This window comes from Rhizobium phaseoli, from assembly GCF_001664385.1.
Taxonomy (GTDB): Bacteria; Pseudomonadota; Alphaproteobacteria; order Rhizobiales; family Rhizobiaceae; genus Rhizobium; species Rhizobium phaseoli.
This window is the reverse complement of record NZ_CP013536.1, coordinates 204,739-222,348: the sequence shown is the minus strand read 5'-3', so window position 1 is coordinate 222,348 and position 17,610 is coordinate 204,739. Positions and strand designations below refer to the sequence as shown.

The following is a 17,610-nucleotide window of genomic DNA, read 5'->3' as shown; positions in this document are numbered from 1 at the left end:
TCTATTTTTTCGGAGGACCGCGACTGCGGCTTCCCCGACCTATCGGCTTGCCCTTGCTCGTGACCTGCCCGCCGCTGCCGTCATACCACTTTACGCGGGTCTCGCGCTCGCCCGGAGCGTAGTTCCAGTCTCTTTCACGATAATTCGTGACTGCACCGGTGTCGGCATCGACGTCATATTTGATTTCCTTGAAATCTGGGCTTTCGTCCAACCATCTCAAGGCCTTTTGCGCGTCTGCAACCTGGGCCGGGGTAGCATTCTTCCACTCGCCACTTTGAGACGCAACACGCTCCAGGCGATCCCTCACATAAGCCGGCCCCCCCATGTAGGATTGATCGTCGCTCAATATAGCACCGTTAGACTTGACCTCGCCAAAAATCACCTTGTTGGTCGTTGGGTCACGTCCAATGAGATCGACGCCGTTGCCCTGCGGGTTCTGGATAACCAGCTGCTGGCTATAGCCCTCGTCAGAGAATTTCTTACGCGCCTGCTCTTCGGCCTTGTCGGACATCTCCTTATAGCTGAATTTCTTTTTGTCAGCAGTCTCCGGCCCACCCGGGTCCTTCACGTTTTCATGCGTCGACTTGGGCAGCCCCGCTTGGTCGTCGCCAAAACCCTTATGTGCCTTGGCATGTTCCACAACTTTTGCTTCGGAGAGCTCGATGCGAGCAGTCTTGCCGACATTGCCAGCGGCGCGCTTCAGCACGATGACGATCTTGCGTGCCGCACCGCCGACTTTCTTGCCGACAGACACCGCCACCTTGAGGGCGACGGCACCCGCACCGGCCGTCAGAGCACCGGCCGCCGCCGAAATCGCCAATTCAAGCGCGAGGAAGGCGCCGTCGATGCCAAGGGTCCCAAAGGCGTAACTCGGGCCGCCCTTCTCCCAGTCGGAAAGGAACTGCTTGTAGCGCGCCAGAGCGGTCTCTTTCAACGCATTCCACACCTTGGAAAGCGCTGCGGTGACCTGTGCCTGGCGCGCGCTGACTGTACCTTGCGTGGCCGCGATGACCTTGTCCTCGGCGGTCGTGTCCGCCTTGTAGTCATAAAGCCCGGTACTTTTGCCGAGCCATTCGACCGTCGCCTTGCCGCCCTTCATGACCTGCGAGGTCTGATTGACGTCGACGGCGACGCTGTCGCGTATGCTGCGGTCGAGATTTTCGATATCGTCCTTAAAGCCCGGATCATAGCCGAAGAATGTGCCGACTTTCTGCGCTGCCCATAGGCCGCCGCGCTGCATGCCGAGATGGGCGGCGCCTAAACCGGGCGGCGTGTAGTCGTCGATCGCAACCCCGGCGGCTTCGACGAACCCCATGGCCTCCTTGACCGCGCCCTCCAGGGCGGCAAGCACCGCCTCTCGTGCCGCCTTCTGCTCCTCCGCGGTGCCCAGGACGCCGCCCAGCAGGCCAAGCGTATAGACCATGCTCCAGTATTCGAGCAGCCGGTCGTAGGTGTATTTCTGCAGGTCGGTTTCTGGATTTGGATGAAAGCCCTGTGGACGCGTATCCGGATATCCGGCTCCAGTCGCGCTACCCATCGACATCTTCCTCAAGAAAATGCCACTTATGAAGCTCTTGTGGCACGAGATCGTTGAATTTGAGCGACGTCGCTCCAACCGCCGCCATCAGGCCGCCGGCACCTAGACCAACACTTCCAAGGGCCGCGGACAACGCCCAGAGACCGCGAGCGATGTCTGCCGAGTTCTGCGGATTCGCCTTGAACATCAATTCCTGGACAACGGAAACCTGCTGCTCTGGACTAAAGGACAATTCCGCCATGGAGCTAAATGGTTGGACCCCCACGCGCCCCTGAAAGCGGCTTCGAACTTCGTCGCGAACGCCGCGCCGTTCGTTTGCCTCGGGGATCCAGCCGCCGGAGGTTACGAGGGTCATAGCGTCAGTTCCTCCGGATATCGACTTTCGAAGCCTTCAGGACCAATTCCTGTCCCGCTTCGATCGTCACGTTTTCACCCTTTACGTGAACGGTCCCATCTGCCTCCATTCTTACACTGGTCTTGCCAACCACGATCTCATACGTTTTGCCCACGACCGTGGACTTGGCCATGCCCACTTCCTGATAATGGCCGATTGCAGTCGAATCGTTGCGAATGCCCCCGACCGTCGTCTGCAATCCTCCGCCGATCGTCATCGACTTCGCGGCACCGACGATCTCCGTGGAAGATATCATCACAGTCTCGGCCTTGTTCTTTGCCACTCCGATAACGAGATTGCCCTCGCCCATGGTCGTGTCGGACAGAAAGCCGAGCTTGTCTGTGAACGCACCGAGCTTATCAGTGAGCAAGTCACCGACTTTGCTGCGCAGAATGCCCATGGCGGCCGTCACTCCCTTCTGAAGGATGTTCGGGCCGACCATCAGCGTCATGTTGCCGCCGATCACTTCGTGGTGGTTGTTTCCAACCTCGATCGTCTTATTGTGGCCGACCGATTCCGATTGGTTGTTATCGACGCGCTTCGAACGAGAATTTTCGATATGAATGCGGTGATCCCGCTGTGCATGCACGTAGATTTCTTCTCGGCCGTTCTCGTCCTCGAAGCTCATCTCGTTAAAGCCGGTGCCTTTATGGGTTTGAGTTCGAAATGTGCTCTTGGTCTTATTCGCCGGCAGTGTGTAAGGCACCGCATTGGCCGGGTTCGGCACCACGCCTGTCACCAGCGGCCGGTCAGGGTCGCCGTCGACGAAGGCGACCATCACCTCCATGCCGATGCGCGGGATGATCTGGCCGCCCCAGGTGGAACCCGCCCAATTCTGCGCCACCCGCACCCAGCAAGTGTCGGAACCGTCCTTCTTGGCCTTGCGGTCCCATGGGAACCATAGCTTGATGCGGCCGTACTGGTCGGGATGAATCTCCTCGCCGGAAGGGCCGGCGACGATTGCCACCTGGGTGCCCTCGATGCGCGGCCGCTTGGTCTCGCGGTGCGGCGTCATCGGCACCCGCGACGGCACCGCCTCGAAGGTGTTGGTATATTCCGGCTCGTTGCTGTTGGTCTCGTAGGAGCGGTCGACGACGGTATGGGTCGTCTTCACCACCACATGCTCCTCATAGGCATGGTCGGGGTGGGCGACCTCGTAGGGGGTGAAGCGGCGTCCCGCCTCCAGGATGCGCGACGTTGAGCCGCCGAAGACGCGGTCATGATCGGCTTCCGACGCCTGCATCCTCAGTTTTTCCGCCCGCTCCGCCTCGGCGACGGAGGAAATGCGCGCCGGATATTCGTAAAGCTCGCGCTTGCTCGCTTCCGGCATCTGCACGAGCGACGGCGTCATCGTGCCCGGCACCATGCGCGGCGTTTCGAAGTTCCAGTCGGCGCCGGCCCGCTGGCCCGGCACATAGGAATAGCGCCGGCTCCACTCGGTGATATGGTTGCGGTCGGCCGAGCCCTGCGCCAGGCGGACACGCCCCTCGCCCTGCGCCGAGGGCGACGGGCCGAGCCAGGATTGGGCGCTGTCGGCCACATGCAGCTTGTGTTTGCCGTCCTCGTGCGAGAACCAGTAGAACAGGCCGTCCTCTTCGAAACGGCGGGTGAGATAGGCGAGATCGGTTTCGTTCCACTGCACCGAATAATGCTGCGGCGGCGGTGGCGTGATCACGCCGGAGGTATCGGGTGCCGGGATGCCATGCTCGGAAAACAGCGTCTCGACGATATCGACCGCGGTCTTGTCCATCCAGATACGGCAGTCGGAGCGGCGCGACAGCAGCCACATCTGCGGCCGCAGCACCATCGAATAGGACCTGAGGCCGCGGGTGATCGGCGGCCCCTCGTTGAGTTCGGTCACCAGACCGTTGAACGGCCGGCGCACGGCGCCTTCGCCATCGCCCTGTTGCACTTCCACGGAGACATCCATCAGCCGGCCGATCAGTTCCTCCGGCTTAACCGACGGCTTCTTGGCACGCGCCGAAATCTTGATTTCGAAGAGCGAAGAAATGCCTTCCTCGATCGTCACCCGCTCCGGCAGAAGCTGGTCCTCGCCAAGCGGCGAGACGATCTTCAGAATACGGTTCGCCTGGATGAAGTCGGCGGCAAGGGATTGCAAATCGTCCATAAGGTCACGTTCCGTATTGGAAAGCCGAATTACTGCTGCTGTTGCGGCCGGGGATGGGTCTTGAAATACTCCGCCAGCGCCTGGAAATATTGCCCCAGCATTTGCTTATTGGCCTGGTCGGATACGCGTCTGTAACTTTCGACGAGCGCGTCGCGCTTGGCCTTTCCGCCCGAGCTCGCATAGAATTCCGTCAGTACCGACAGGTCTTCGGGCGGCATGGTGGCCAGCACGAAGGTCAGCCGCGCCTTTTCGTCCGCCCGCGCCATGTCCTTGGGAAGCGGCTTTTCGTTTTCGCTTCTCGCACGCAGCGACGCGATGACGCCATTCATCTCGGATTGCAGCTTGTCTTGCGAAACCGACGCCAGCTTCTCGGCGTCGGCGCTGGAAAGGGCCTCCAGCGACAGATACATGGTTTGCCAGGTGACGGCACTTTCCACGGCAAGGTCCGGGCCGGCCATCAGATCGGCAAGGGCTTTGATACCCGGGCCTTTGTCAGGGTCGGCAAGGCGTGTTTCGATCTCCTTCGCTGCCACCTGGTCCTGCGCCTGGTACATGCGTGCGACCTTTGCCTGCCCCTCGTGCCATGCCGCGGCCGCTTTGGCGAAAGCCCTGGGATCCACGGCATCGCTGCCAGCTTCAGCGACGGCTTTCGAGATTTCGGCAAACATGCCGTCGGCGTCGAAGGAAGACCGCGCAGCGGTCTCGAGCAGCAGCTGCGCATCGGACGCGGGGACACTCCGGTCGGCGGCCGGCTTGGCGACGCTTCCGACGGCGCCCGGTGTGGCGGAAAGGCGCGACGACACCGCTTCGATCTCAAGCAGGGATTGATCGGTGGAACCGGACGCGCCGACCATGGCGGCGGCGCTCGCGACCATGGCACCCGTGAAAGCGGCCGCAACCAGCGACCATCGCATGCGCCCCATCAATCCCCGCTTGAGAAAATCAGTCAACAGCATCGACACCGCCTTAGATCATCCTGACATCGGTGAGCTGCTTCGGCCGCGCATCGGCGGAAAGCCGGTTGATGATCTGCTCCGCCTTCGCCATCTGGGCGCCGCTCGTGGGGTCGATGAACAGCTTCTCGAGGGAATTCTGCTCCGGATAGAAGGAGGAGTTGCCGGTGAGACGGCTGAGCGTGTTGATGCGTTCGCGCACCACCGATCCGATATTGTCGTATTCGATACGCTGACCGGGGTCGTAGGGCTGAAAGGGCCGGCCCGTCAGGCGCGGCGAAATGGATTTCGGATAGTCGGTTGCCGAGGGCAGCTGCGGAATGGCCTTCTTGCCGTATTCGATGTCGCGGCCGATGCCGCCGACAGTGCCGCCGGTGGAAGGCGCATAGGTCACGAGCTTGTCGGAATCCAGAACCGCGCTCATGTAGAACAGCAGCTCCATCTTCTGGGACAGCCGGTTTTCGTCCACGCGCCTGCTTTCGGGCGGATTGCAGAACGGCGTCTGAGCGACCAGATCGGCAAGCCTGGATTTGCCAGCTTCGCTGATCGTGTTGTCATGCTGCACGCCCCTGACGAAATCGTGCACGCAGACGTGGTTGATGGCGATGAAATCGTCGATCCGCGTCTTGAAGTTGAGGGCAGTCGGCGCAGCGGCGACCGGCGCGCTGCTCGTCAGTTTTTCCGCGGCGCTCGTCACCTGCTTGTTGGCGAGCTTCTTGGCTTCGTCAAGCACGCCGCCGAGCGCAAACATCACCACCTTATTGCTGGCAGCGGCATGCATGACGTTGAAGGTACGGTTGAGATTGTTGTTGCAGATCACGCTCAACGCGGCGCGGCCGGCCAGCACGCGCACCGAGGTCGTCGCGAAGGCCGCCATCATGATGCTGCCGGTCAGGATCGACGCGGAAAACACGAAGAGCTCGGCCAGCATCCGGTCGCGGGCTTCCTGGGCTTTCGTGGTTTTCTGAAAATTGTCGATGGCGAGATCGTAGGCCCTGACATAGGGACTGGAGACGTTCGCCTCCCATTGGGACTTGTACTTGGGGAGTTCTACCAGAATATCGTTCAAACGCTCAGTTGCAGCCGACACGATCATCTCCATTGTCAAAGCGCGAGGACGTCTCTCAACTCATCTGCGGAAACAGCATGTTTCAGCGCCCTCCCCAAGGCAGGGGGAAGATAGCCGGAAACATGGAGTTGCAGTGCCAGCCGCAAGGCCGGCACTGCCGATGTCGAGAGGCTTAAGCGGCCTTGGTGGTGGCCAGATCGTAGGAAGCGATCATCGGCGACTGCGGCGAGTGCTTGTCGTCGTAAGGCGTGTACTTCACTTCCATCTTGGTGAAGTTCAGCTTGATCGTCTCTACCGGGCGGTCGCCGTTGGAATCGATCGAGTAGCTGGCGATCAGCGTGTTCTCGAGTGAATACTCGATATAGGTGTCGCCGGGATTGCCCGTGGTGACGAGATGGATGACGGAGCGCTTGCCGGTGCGGCCCGAGCAGGCCTCCTGGAAGAGCTTGGTCGACGAGGAGTCGCTGACCTTGGTGAGGATCACTTCCGAAACGGTCGGCTCGGAAGCTTCACGGTTGGCCGCCGAACCGGCGGAGGTGTTCATGTTGCGGGAAACGTTCCAGTGAATGGCTTCGATGTCCATCCACTTGCGATGCTGCTCGTGAGTCGCATCACCCTGGATACCGTCGATCTGAAGATAAATCGGCATGCTGTCAGCTCTCCTATTGGCGGTTAAGTGCCTAGTTGCGTCTAAGGCGTAGTTGCCTTTCTTTTCGCTGCTCCCCGAGTACGTTTGCGGCTCGGGGTTACTTCATCCGACAACCGGCTTTCCCCCGGCGTGCCGAATTCCTGTGGGGCGGCCTCTTCGGCATCGAGGCCGAATTGATGGCCGTCGTAACCGATGGTGATCCCCGTAATCTTCTTCTGCTGCGCGACCGCTTCGAGGAAAAACGTCGAAAGAACGGGCAGCAGGTCGCGCGCGATCATCACCTCGATGGCGCGGGCGCCCATCTCGCTGGTGCGGGCGCGTGAAATCAGCGCCTCGCGCGCCTGCGGCGAGAGCGAAAGCGTCGTCCCGTAGGTCGTCCCGACTCGCTCGCGAATGCGGCCGATCTGGATATCGACGATGCCGGACAGCGTCTCGGACCCAAGCGGCATGAAGGGCAGCACGGTGGTGCGGCCGAGGAAGGCCGGTTTGAAATGCTTCTGCAGTTCCGGCAACAATATCGCTTCGAGCGCTTCCGCCTCCGGCATCGTCTCGGGATCGGCGGCAAGTGCGGCGATCATCTCCGAGCCGGTATTGGCAGTCATGACGATGGTGGTGTTCTTGAAATCGATATCGCGGCCTTCACCGTCACGCAGCGTTCCCTTGTCGAACACCTGGTAGAAAATTTCCTGAACGCCGGGATGGGCCTTGTCGATCTCGTCGAGCAGCAGCACCCCATAGGGCCTGCGCCTGACCGCCTCGGTCAGCACGCCGCCTTCGCCATAACCGACATAACCGGGCGGCGAGCCGAGGAGCATGGAAATCTTATGCTCCTCCTTGAACTCGGACATGTTGATGGTCGTCAGATAGCGGCTGCCGCCATAGAGCATGTCGGCAAGCGACAGCGCCGTCTCGGTCTTGCCGGTGCCGGACATGCCGACGAGCAGGAAGACTGCCGGCGGCCGGCGCGGATCGGAAAGTCCGGCGCGCGAGGCCCGCATGGCCGAAGCGATGCGTTCGATCGCAGCGTCCTGGCCGAGCACCCTCTCCTTCAGGCGGGCATTCAGTGTCTTGACGGTTTCGATCTGGTCCGCCAACAGCTTGCCGACAGGAATTCCGGTCCAGCGGGCAACGATTGATGCAACGACGTCCTTGTCGACGACGCGCGGCAATAGGGCCGTTTGATCCGCCACCGCCGCGAGTGTCCGTTCGGTCACGGCAAAGGCGGCGCGCGCGGCTTCCGCGGTCATGGCCTGCGACGGGAAAGGCGCGACATTCGTGCCGTCGCCACTGTCCGCCGGCGCCAACGGGACGATGGCATCGTCCGGCGAAAAGAATTCCTCCAGCCGGTCGGCCTCCCGGACCAGCCGGTTTTCTTCCTCGAATTGCGCGCCGAGCGCTTCGATTTGCGCAACGATCTCCTGCTGCTTGCCGGCGATTTCGCCAAGCCGGGCCGCCTTTTCCGGTGTCTCGGGTTCTCGCGCAAGCCAGTTCGCCTCGGTTTCCAGGAGATCGCGCTCGTCGGTAAGCTGTTTCAAAGCCTCCGGCCTCGTCTGGCGGGCCAGCGCCACGGCGGCGGCAGCCGTGTCGATCAGGCTGATCGCCTTATCGGGAAGCTGCCGGTCCGGCAGGTACCGCGCCGAAAGGCGGACGGCAGCGACGATCGCCTCGTCGCGGATACGCACCTTGTGATGGGCTTTCAGGCTGTGCGCCACGCCGCGCAGCATCCGGATTGCGGCCTCTTCGTCCGGCTCACGGACATGTACGGTCTGGAAGCGACGGGTCAGGGCCGCATCCTTCTCGATGAAGCGCTTATATTCGCTCCAGGTCGTTGCCGCGATCGTCCTGAGTTCTCCCCGCGCCAAAGCCGGTTTCAGAATATTTGCGGCATCGCCTTGCCCTGCCTGTCCGCCGGCGCCGATCAGCCCGTGGGCCTCGTCAATGAACAGAATGATCGGCTCCGGCGACGTCTTCACCGCGTCGACCACGCCATGCAGGCGCCGTTCGAACTCGCCTTTGACGCCGGCGCCGGCCTGCAGAAGGCTCAGATCCAGCAGCAGCAGCTTCACATCCTTCAGCCGGGCCGGAACATTGCCGGCGGCGATCTCCAATGCGAGCGCTTCGGCCACCGCCGTCTTGCCGACACCCGCCTCGCCGACGAGGATCGGATTGTTCTGCCGACGGCGCGTCAGGATATCGATCAGCTGCCGCAACTCAGCGTCGCGGCCGATAACAGGATCGATGCGGCCGGCGCGGGCGTCGGCCGTCATGTCGTGCGTGTAGAGCCGCAAAAATTCATTGCCTGCCGATGTTGCCGCGGGCACGGAAAGCTGGTCCGACGGGCCAGAGGCGGCCTTCTCCAGCAATTTGTCGAGCATTGCCCGGTCGAGATTGCGTATCGAGGGGGCAATGCCGCGCACAACCACCCGCAATGCCGAATCGCCGGTCAGGGCGGCGAGCAGGTCGGCCAGCAGCACGACATTACGGCCGCACTGCAGCGATGCAACCAGGAAGGATTCCCGGCCAAGGGCCAGCAGGTTGGCGGAGAGCGCCAGCGCGGCGCCGGCCTCCCGCGGAATGTCGGCGATGGCCGCGTCCAGCTCCGTTCTCAGCATTTCCGAGGAGAGATTGAGCTCTTCGAAAACGGCGGAAAACGCCGCAATATCAAGAAGGGAGCGAAGCCAATGCGCGACATCCACGACGGCGTGCTGATGGCGCACGGCGAGCGACGCCGCTGTCTCAAGTCCGACACGTAAATTGGGCTCAAACGTTCTTATCAGACGATTGAGATCGATATTCGACATCCGCAAGTCCCGTTCATTCGACGAATTCAGTGCGCCCTCGTGATGCGAAGCAACAACTAGGGCGATCATAAACCCTTGTCCAGAAGAAAAATGACTCTATTTTTTAAAATGAGCATATCCGGAAGACGTCATAAATCCGTCATCGTCTGGAGATGGTTGACAAGTCAATACAAGCCGCACAAAATGCTGGGCCGCCGCAGTATGATTTGATTTTTGAGGTATTTAGCAGCGTGAATGTCCGAGAAATCCTAGATCCACTTGACCAAAATTACCCGTGCGGAGAAAACGTTCGGAATAATACTTCGTCACGCGAACTATACTATAGAATTAAGGACGCCAGAAACGCCGCACGTACAGCCGAACGTAGTATTTCACCCGGCGACGTTATTACACTTGCACCCGCTTGGCATGATGTTAACAATCTTGGATTGCAAATTCTTTCTTCCAGGAGCAAGGACATAGAAGTATTGGCCTGGCTTGCCGAAGCGCAGCTGCGGCTGCGCGGCTTCTCAGGATTGCGCGACGTCTATGTTGCAACCGCGTCGCTTTTAGACAAGCATTTCGACGCTTTGCACTCGATCGGAGACAGCGATTTCGAGGAACGGTTCGCTCCATTTGCAGGTCTTAACGGCGTGGGCGGCGAAGGAACGCTTATCCAGGCTATTCGTTTGACATCGTTGATCCCGGACGGAAAATTCGCACAGTTTTCGCTCTGGGATTTCCAGCTTTCGCAGCGGCCGAACGAAGCCGAGCGGCGCAAGGAATTGCAGCAGGCGGCGGCAGAAGCTGGTGTCGCACAGATGTCGGCCCATCTCGGCGTGGTGACAGAGTGCATCGCCGCCTTCGACCGCATGATCGAAATACTTGACAAACACTGTGGGGATCAGGCGCCACCGAGTTCGAATACACGCAATGCTTTGCAGGAAGCGGCCTCTGCAATCCGGATGCTCGCCGGCATCGAGGCTCCCTCGGACATGTCCGAAACCCCAGCTTCGCAAGGCTCGGAGCCGCTGCCGGCAACCGATATCGGTGGGTCCGAGGCCGTCCGCATGCGGCCCGTCGGCGCCGAGATGATTCGGTCACGCGAAGAGGCCTTCGAACTGCTCGCTGCCGTTGGGCGCTATTTCCGCCGCACCGAACCCCATTCACCGATTTCCATGTCGATCGAGACCCTGGTGCGCCGCGGGCGCATGGATTTTTCCGAGCTTCTTGCCGAGCTCCTGCCTGAGCAGCACGCGCGCAATGCGGTGCTGACGGCGGCCGGCATACAGCCCGTAACCGACAAGGGAGGCTAGCGGTCTGAGGTCGGGCCCGTCCCGGCCGCAATCTGGAGCATCCGCAATTCGCAATCCGCCGATGAGACGAAGGAGAGCCTCGATGGCAAGTGTACATGAAAAACTGGAACGGGTTCGCAAGCCGCGGGTCCATATCAAATATGAAGTCGAAACCGAAGGCGCGATGGTGGTGAAGGAGCTGCCTTTCGTCGTCGGCGTGCTCGGCGACTTCTCCGGCAATCCGACACAGCCTCTCAAGGCTTTCGGCGAGCGCAAGTTCGTGCAGATCGACCGCGACAATTTCGACGACGTCATGCGCCGGATGACGCCGGGCCTCACGCTTTCGGTCGAGAACACTCTCGAGAAAGACGGAACGGAGCTTCCGGTTTCGCTGAAATTCGAAAGCATGGCCGACTTCGAACCGGGCGCGATCGTCGATCAGGTGCCGGCGCTGAAGGCTCTGCTCTGTGCGCGCAACCAGCTGCGCGACCTGATGAGCAAGGCGGACCGCTCCGAGGAGCTCGAGCGGCTGCTCGAAGACATTCTGCAGAACAAGGCCGACCTCTCGCAGCTGATCGCCCAGCTCGGCGGCGGCAAGGCCGACGAGCCGAAGGACGTGGTGAACTGAATGCCCGGGATCGCGGGCCTGTCGCCGCCCGCATGCCGAATGCCTGAAGAGTCGTTGTCCGGCAGCGGCCCCTTCGAAGGGAAAACTCATCCCTCAAGGGCCGCCGCTTTCGCAAAAAGGATCGTATAGATGACCGCTGAAACGCAACTGCAGAGCAGGGAAGAAGCAGGGTTCGCGCCTGATCAGGACCTGCTCTCGAAGGTCGTGGCCGCAACCCGCCAGACCGAGCCCGACCGTGCCCAGGACCTCCTGCGCACCCTTACCGACCAGGCCCTCAAGGGCACCGTCACCTATGATCGCAACCTGACGATCACCTTGAACAACGCCATCGCCGAGATCGACAAGGCGATCTCGACCCAGCTCGCGGCAATCATGCAGTCGCCTGAATTCACCAAGCTCGAAGGCGCCTGGCGCGGCCTGCATTATCTCGTCAAGAATACCGAGACCAGCGCCAATCTGAAGATCCGCGTGCTCAACGCCTCCAAGCGCGACGTTGCCAAGGATCTCGCCAAGGCCGTCGAGTTCGACCAGTCCAGGCTCTTCAAGTCGGTCTACGAAGACGAGTTCGGCACGCCCGGCGGCGAACCGATGGGTGCGCTGATCGGCGACTATGAATTCGACAATTCCTTCGACGACGTCCAGCTTCTGCAAGGCGTCTCGATGATCGCTGCCGCCGCCTTTGCCCCGTTCATCTCGGCGGCCAGCCCGCGCATGTTCGGCTTCGAGGATTTCCGCGAGCTGGCAAAACCGCGCGATCTCGAAAAGATCTTCGAGACGGTGGAATATGCCAAGTGGCGCAGCTTGCGCGAGAGCGACGATTCGCGCTTCGTGACCCTCGCCATGCCGCGCGTGCTCGCCCGCATGCCCTACGGCCCGAAAACCAGCCCGATCGAGGAATTCAACTTCGACGAAACCGGCGGCTCCAAGACCGGCGAACTGCCGCACGGCTCCTATTGCTGGATGAATGCGGCCTATGTGATGGGCACGCGCCTGACCGAAGCCTTCGCCAAGAACGGCTGGTGCACCGCCATTCGCGGCGCCGAAAACGGCGGCAAGGTCGAAGGCCTGCCGATGCATATCTTCTCGAGCGACGACGGCGATCTCGACCTGAAATGCCCGACGGAAGTCGGCATCACCGACCGCCGCGACGCCGAACTCGGCAAGCTCGGCTTCCTGCCGCTCTGCCACTACAAGAATACCGACTATGCGGTGTTCTTCGGGGCGCAGACGGCGCACAAGCCGAAGCTCTACGACCGGCCCGAGGCGACCGCCAATGCCGCCGTTTCCGCCCGCCTGCCCTACATGATGGCGACCTCGCGCTTTGCCCATTACCTCAAGGTCATGGGCCGCGATAAGATCGGCTCCTTCATGGAGGCGGAGGATTGCGAGGCCTGGCTCAATCGCTGGATCTCCAACTACGTCAACGCCAACGACGACGCCGGCGAGGAGTCGCGGGCGAAATATCCGCTGCGCGAGGCAAAGGTCACCGTCCAGGAAATCCCCGGCAGGCCGGGCGCCTACAACGCCGTGGCCTGGATGCGTCCTTGGCTGCAGATGGAGGAATTGACCACCTCGCTGCGCATGGTCGCCCGGATTCCTTCGAAGAACTGATGAAATCAGAGTCCGGCGCGGCGGTTTTCCGCCGCGCGAAGCTCTTGCGAAACATTTGGTCAGGTCGACGATGGGTTCCAGCACTGAATGGCGGCGCCGGGCGGATCAGCTGATTACGCTGATCGACGAAGCGCTGAACAGGCAAGTCAACGCCATCCTCCACCATCCCGATTTTCAGGCGATGGAGGCGAGATGGCGCGGCCTTGCCATGCTCGTGCGCGAGGCAAGCCGCAGCGGCGAAGTCAAGGTCAAGCTGCTCAGCGTCAGCTGGCGCGAGCTCGCGCGCAGCATGGAGCGCGCCAGCGATTTCGACCAGAGCCATCTCTTCGAACTGATCTACAGCCGCGAGTTCGGCATGCCGGGCGGCGAGCCCTTCGGCCTCTTGGTCGGCGACTATCATCTTTCTCCGGCCGATCCCGCCGACGGCGATCCCGTCAGCACGCTGTCGCAGATCGGCATGGTGGCTGCCGCCGCCTTCTGCCCCTTCGTCGCGGGCGCTGCGCCGGCTGCGATCGGCCTGGAAGATTTCCACGAGCTCAATCGGGTCAACGATTTTTCCTGGCTTGCCAACGAGACCGCCCGCATCCGCTGGAACGGCCTTCGCGCCCGCGAGGATTCGCGTTTTCTCGGGCTCGCCGCGCCGCGCGTCCTGATGCGCTCGCCGCTGACGCCGCATGCGCGTAACCGCAATGACGGCTTTCCCTTCCGCGAAAGCATTGCCGGCGACGGCAGCTCGCTGCTCTGGGGCAACGCCGCCTTCGCCTTCGCGACGGTTGTCATCCGCAATTTCATCAATTCCGGCTGGTTCGCCGATATCCGCGGCGTCACGCAGGATGCCGTCGACGGCGGCCTGCTGAGCGGGGCCGAATTGCCGCCCTATGACTTCGGCACCGAAAGCAACGGGCTCTCCGCACAAGCCCCTGTCGAAATCCACCTGACCAGCAGCCAGGAGCAGCAGCTCTGCGAGCTCGGCATCATCCCGGCCGCGACCACCTATCTCTCCTCTTCGGCGATCTTCAATTCCAACCAGTCGCTGCACGCGCCGCCGCATTATTCCAACGAGCATGCGCGCCAGAACGCGCGCCTTGCCGCCATGCTGCAATATGTGCTCTGCGCCTCGCGCTTCTCGCATTATCTCAAGGTCATCATGCGCGACGAGATCGGCCAGCTTTCCGATGCGATCTCGATCGAGCGCAAGCTCATGGACTGGCTGACCGCCTATACGCTCGGCAACGACGACGCCGATATCGCGCTGCGCACCCGCTTTCCGTTGCGCTCCGCAGGCATCAGCGTCGCCGAAATTCCGGGCAAGCCCGGCAGCTTCTCCTGCACCGTCCGCCTGCAGCCGCATTTCCAGCTCGATGACGTCGCCACGAGCTTCCACCTGATCGCCGAGACCGCGACCACGGGCCAGATCCTGAGCCGCCCCGTCACTATCCCCGAGAGGATGTCCGCATGACGCTTTCCGCCAATATCGCCCAGTCGCTCAGTAATGACGCTCTCGACGCGGCGCTCGAAGAGGTCAAGGCGCATCTGAAGGCCAGGCCTTCGGATCAGGAAGCGCGGCATCTCTATATCGATCTTCTCGTCCTTGCCGGAGAATATGAACGGGCGGACAATCAGTGCAGCCTTGCCGCGACCCTCTCCCCCGACGCGACAATGGGCTTTGCCCTGCTGCGCAACGAACTTCGGGCGATGGCGGCACGCGATGCCTGGTTTGCAAGCGGCGCCGTGCCGGAATTTCCGCAGGGGCCGAGCGAACTCGACAAGCTGGCGCTGCGCCTCGGCATCGCCCATCGTGAAGGCAATGCGCGTGAGGCAAGGGCCACGCTCGAGGCGCTCGAAACCTTGAGGGGCGAACGTCCGTTGATCTGGAATGGCAAGGCGATCTCGGATTTCCGCGACCTCGATGACCGCATCCCGCACGCCCTCGAGGTCATCATGACCGGCGGCGCCTATCTCTGGATCGACTTCGCCAAGATCGCTGCCGTCTCGATCGAGCCGATCGCCCGGCCGCGCGATCTCGCCTTCCGCCGCGCCGAACTGTCGCTGATCGATGGCGCCGCGGCATCGGTGCTTCTGCCGGCGGTCTATCACGGCACTGGCAAGGATGCGACGCTCAGGCTCGGCCGCGAGACCGAGTGGGTCGAGGAAGCGAGCGGCATCACCACCGGCCGCGGCCAGCGTTGTTTCCTCGCCGGCGACGAACTCGTCTCCTTCCACGACACCCAAAGTCTGGAGATCGTGCCGGCGAGCTCTGCCGGCAGGCAGGTCGCGCATGGCTGATCCGCTCGAACGCTACCGGCAACGCGATCGCGTGCTTGCCCGCTCGATCCTCGACAGGCTGATCGACGAGGCTCCGGATCGCGCAGTCGATCCGCCGGTGAGCTTCGTCGATCAGGTTCGCGAGATGCGCGAGGCGATCCGCCGCGATCTCGAAGCGCTGCTCAACACGCGCCGCTGCCCGGCCACACCGCCGGCCGCACTTGCCGAGCTGAAGGATGCGCTGGTGAGCTACGGCGTCGATGGCGTCGTCTCGGCCAATCTGATGACCGACGAGGCGAAGCTGAGGCTGGCCACTGCAATCGAGCGGCGGATCGCGCTGTTCGAAACGCGGCTTTCCGATGTCAGGGTGACGATCCTGAAAAGCCGGACGATGACCGAGCGGGCGCTGCGCCTGCGCATCCAGGCGACTTTCCGGCTGCATGAAGGCATGCCGCCGATCAGCTTCGAATCGACCATCGACCCTTCCACCCAGCGTTTCCTCGTGGAGGCCGCGCATGGCTGAAGGCTTCCTTCACCGTTACAATGAGGAATTGCTGGCGCTGCGCCGCCGGGCCGCGCGCTTTGCCGATGCCTTTCCGAAGATCGCCGGACGCCTGCGCATGACCGGCGACGTCGCCGACGATCCGCATGTGGAGCGTCTGATCCAGAGCTTTGCCTATTCGGCCGCGCGTGTTCGCCAGAAGCTCGACGACGAATTTCCCGAACTGACCGACAGCTTGCTCGAAACGCTCTATCCGCATTACCTCGCGCCCTTACCGTCGATGAGCATCGTCAAGTTCCGCCCAGGCGATACGCTGGCCTCGGTCCAGACCGTGCCGCGCCACACCGAAATCCTGGCCGAGCCAGTGCGCGGCGAAGCCTGCCGCTTCCGCACCACGCAGGACGTGGAGATGGCGCCGATCGAAATTACAGGCGCCACCCTTTCCGGCCAACCGATCAACGCGCCGCTGTCGCCCTATGCCGGCGTTGCCGGTTGCCTCAGGCTTTCCATCCGCCCGCTCGACGCCCGCAAACCCCTAGGCAGCCTCGGCGTGAACCGGCTGCGCCTGCACATTCCGTCCGCCTGGCAGCAGGCGGTGGCGATCTACGAGCTGCTGGCCAATCACACGCTCGGCATCGCGCTTGCCAAACATGCAGATGATCGTTCGCCTGTCTTCCTGCCCGCGAAAAACCTCAAGCCTGTCGGCTTCGAGCCCGAAGAGGCGATGCTGCCCTATCCGGCGCCGAGCTTTACCGGCTATCGGCTGCTGACCGAGTTCTTCGCCCTGCCCCGCAAGTTCCTCTTTCTCGACATCGAAGGGCTCGATGCCTGGTCGGGCGAGACGCTGGAGCTCTTCATCTATCTCAGGGAGAGTGACGCAAAGCTGGAACGCGCTGTGTCCGTCCGAGACTTCGCGCTCAATGCGACGCCCGTCGTCAACCTCTTCCGCCAGGTCTGCGAGCCGATCGCCATCGACGGCACCCGCACGGAATACCGTCTCCTGCCCGATGCGCGGCGCCAGAAGACCCGTGAGATCTATTCGATCGACCGCGTGCTGCTGACCGGATCGCGCGGCCAGGAGGAATTCTGCCAGCCTTTCTTCGGGCGGTCGCAGCGGGCGGGCGCGAGCGCCACCTACTGGCAGGCCTATCGGCGTTTCGACGAGGACGACAGGACCAGCGACATGGACATCGCCTTCGTCGACCGGCAGCGCCGCGCCGTCGGTCCCGTCGATGCGGTGGCGAGCGTCGATACGCTCTGCCTCAACCGCGACCTGCCGGAACAGCTTCCCTTCGGCGGCGGCCATCCCTTCCTGCAGCTTGCCTCCGGCCATGAGGCGGTGGCCGGCGTCGAAGCGCTGATCCCGCCGACGCCTTCGGTGCGAATGAACGATCAGGAGGGCCGGAACTGGCGGCTGATCTCGCATCTCGTGCTCAACCATCTCTCGCTCTTCGACAATGGCGGCGCGGCGCTGAAAGATATCCTGTCGCTCTACGCCTTCCGCGACAGCCCCGAGACCAAGCAGTTGGTCGACGCGCTGGTGCGGATCAAGGCCACCAATTCGACGGCCCGTCTCGGCAGCGGCGGCATGGTGCCGGGCACCGAGATCACGCTGGAATTCGATCCGGCCGCCATCGACCGGCCCTCGGCCTTCCTGTTCGGCAGCCTACTCGACCGCTTCTTCAGCCTCTACACCTCGGTCAACAGCTTCACCCGGCTCACCATCGGCATGAAGGGGCAGTCGAGGCCGATCGCCCGGTGGCCGGCGCGCGCCGCCGAACGCCCGCTTCTCTGAGAAA

General features: G+C 62.2%; 14 protein-coding genes. 7 read left to right on the top strand and 7 right to left on the bottom strand.

Features of this window, described 5'->3' with window-relative positions; all coding sequences use genetic code 11:
• Position 1: 1 nt before the first annotated feature.
• The 7 genes from AMC88_RS28255 to tssH all read right to left on the bottom strand — a co-directional run bounded on the left by AMC88_RS28255 (position 2) and on the right by tssH (position 9,531).
• A complete protein-coding gene (locus AMC88_RS28255; protein ID WP_064824053.1) occupies positions 2–1,537 on the bottom strand; it encodes a hypothetical protein in 1,536 nt (511 codons plus the stop codon).
• Positions 1,530–1,892, bottom strand: a complete 363-nt coding sequence (locus tag AMC88_RS28250) for a hypothetical protein (RefSeq protein WP_064824054.1) — start codon at positions 1,890–1,892, stop codon at positions 1,530–1,532. The genes AMC88_RS28255 and AMC88_RS28250 overlap by 8 nt, the downstream gene beginning before the upstream one ends.
• A 4-nt stretch (positions 1,893–1,896) precedes the next feature.
• Positions 1,897–4,059 (bottom strand): type VI secretion system tip protein TssI/VgrG, encoded by a 2,163-nt coding sequence (gene tssI / locus AMC88_RS28245; RefSeq protein WP_064824055.1) that lies wholly within the window; start codon positions 4,057–4,059, stop codon positions 1,897–1,899.
• Between the two features lie 29 nt (positions 4,060–4,088).
• Positions 4,089–5,015 carry a hypothetical protein gene (locus tag AMC88_RS28240; protein ID WP_237353204.1) on the bottom strand — a complete coding sequence of 309 codons (927 nt, stop codon included), beginning with the start codon at positions 5,013–5,015 and terminating at the stop codon, positions 4,089–4,091.
• Between the two features lie 10 nt (positions 5,016–5,025).
• Positions 5,026–6,108, bottom strand: a complete 1,083-nt coding sequence (locus AMC88_RS28235; protein WP_237353207.1) for a hypothetical protein — start codon at positions 6,106–6,108, stop codon at positions 5,026–5,028.
• A gap of 145 nt (positions 6,109–6,253) precedes the next feature.
• On the bottom strand, positions 6,254–6,730 hold the full coding sequence (locus tag AMC88_RS28230) for an Hcp family type VI secretion system effector (RefSeq protein WP_009990920.1): 477 nt from the start codon (positions 6,728–6,730) through the stop codon (positions 6,254–6,256).
• Positions 6,731–6,771: 41 nt separating this feature from the next.
• Positions 6,772–9,531 (bottom strand): type VI secretion system ATPase TssH, encoded by a 2,760-nt coding sequence (gene tssH, locus AMC88_RS28225; RefSeq protein ID WP_064824056.1) that lies wholly within the window; start codon positions 9,529–9,531, stop codon positions 6,772–6,774.
• Between the two features lie 230 nt (positions 9,532–9,761).
• Here tssH and tssA point away from each other — a divergent pair, with 230 nt between their 5' ends.
• From tssA to tssF, 7 genes are all read left to right on the top strand, one after another.
• Complete coding sequence (tssA, locus tag AMC88_RS28220; RefSeq protein ID WP_237353206.1) at positions 9,762–10,826, top strand: type VI secretion system protein TssA; 1,065 nt, start codon at positions 9,762–9,764, stop codon at positions 10,824–10,826.
• An 82-nt stretch (positions 10,827–10,908) separates the two neighbouring features.
• A complete protein-coding gene (gene tssB / locus AMC88_RS28215) occupies positions 10,909–11,433 on the top strand; it encodes a type VI secretion system contractile sheath small subunit (RefSeq protein ID WP_064824058.1) in 525 nt (174 codons plus the stop codon).
• Between the two features lie 129 nt (positions 11,434–11,562).
• Positions 11,563–13,044 carry a type VI secretion system contractile sheath large subunit gene (tssC, locus tag AMC88_RS28210; protein WP_064824059.1) on the top strand — a complete coding sequence of 494 codons (1,482 nt, stop codon included), beginning with the start codon at positions 11,563–11,565 and terminating at the stop codon, positions 13,042–13,044.
• Positions 13,045–13,114: 70 nt separating this feature from the next.
• Entirely contained in the window at positions 13,115–14,503 is a 1,389-nt protein-coding gene (gene tssC / locus AMC88_RS28205; RefSeq protein ID WP_064824060.1) for a type VI secretion system contractile sheath large subunit, read from the top strand.
• Positions 14,500–15,330 carry a type VI secretion system accessory protein TagJ gene (locus tag AMC88_RS28200; RefSeq protein ID WP_064830136.1) on the top strand — a complete coding sequence of 277 codons (831 nt, stop codon included), beginning with the start codon at positions 14,500–14,502 and terminating at the stop codon, positions 15,328–15,330. Before tssC (AMC88_RS28205) ends, AMC88_RS28200 begins: the two co-directional genes overlap by 4 nt.
• Positions 15,323–15,832, top strand: coding sequence for a type VI secretion system baseplate subunit TssE (tssE, locus tag AMC88_RS28195; RefSeq protein WP_064830135.1), 510 nt, complete (start codon positions 15,323–15,325; stop codon positions 15,830–15,832). Before AMC88_RS28200 ends, tssE begins: the two co-directional genes overlap by 8 nt.
• Positions 15,825–17,606, top strand: coding sequence for a type VI secretion system baseplate subunit TssF (gene tssF, locus AMC88_RS28190; RefSeq protein WP_064830134.1), 1,782 nt, complete (start codon positions 15,825–15,827; stop codon positions 17,604–17,606). The genes tssE and tssF overlap by 8 nt, the downstream gene beginning before the upstream one ends.
• Positions 17,607–17,610 lie beyond the last annotated feature (4 nt).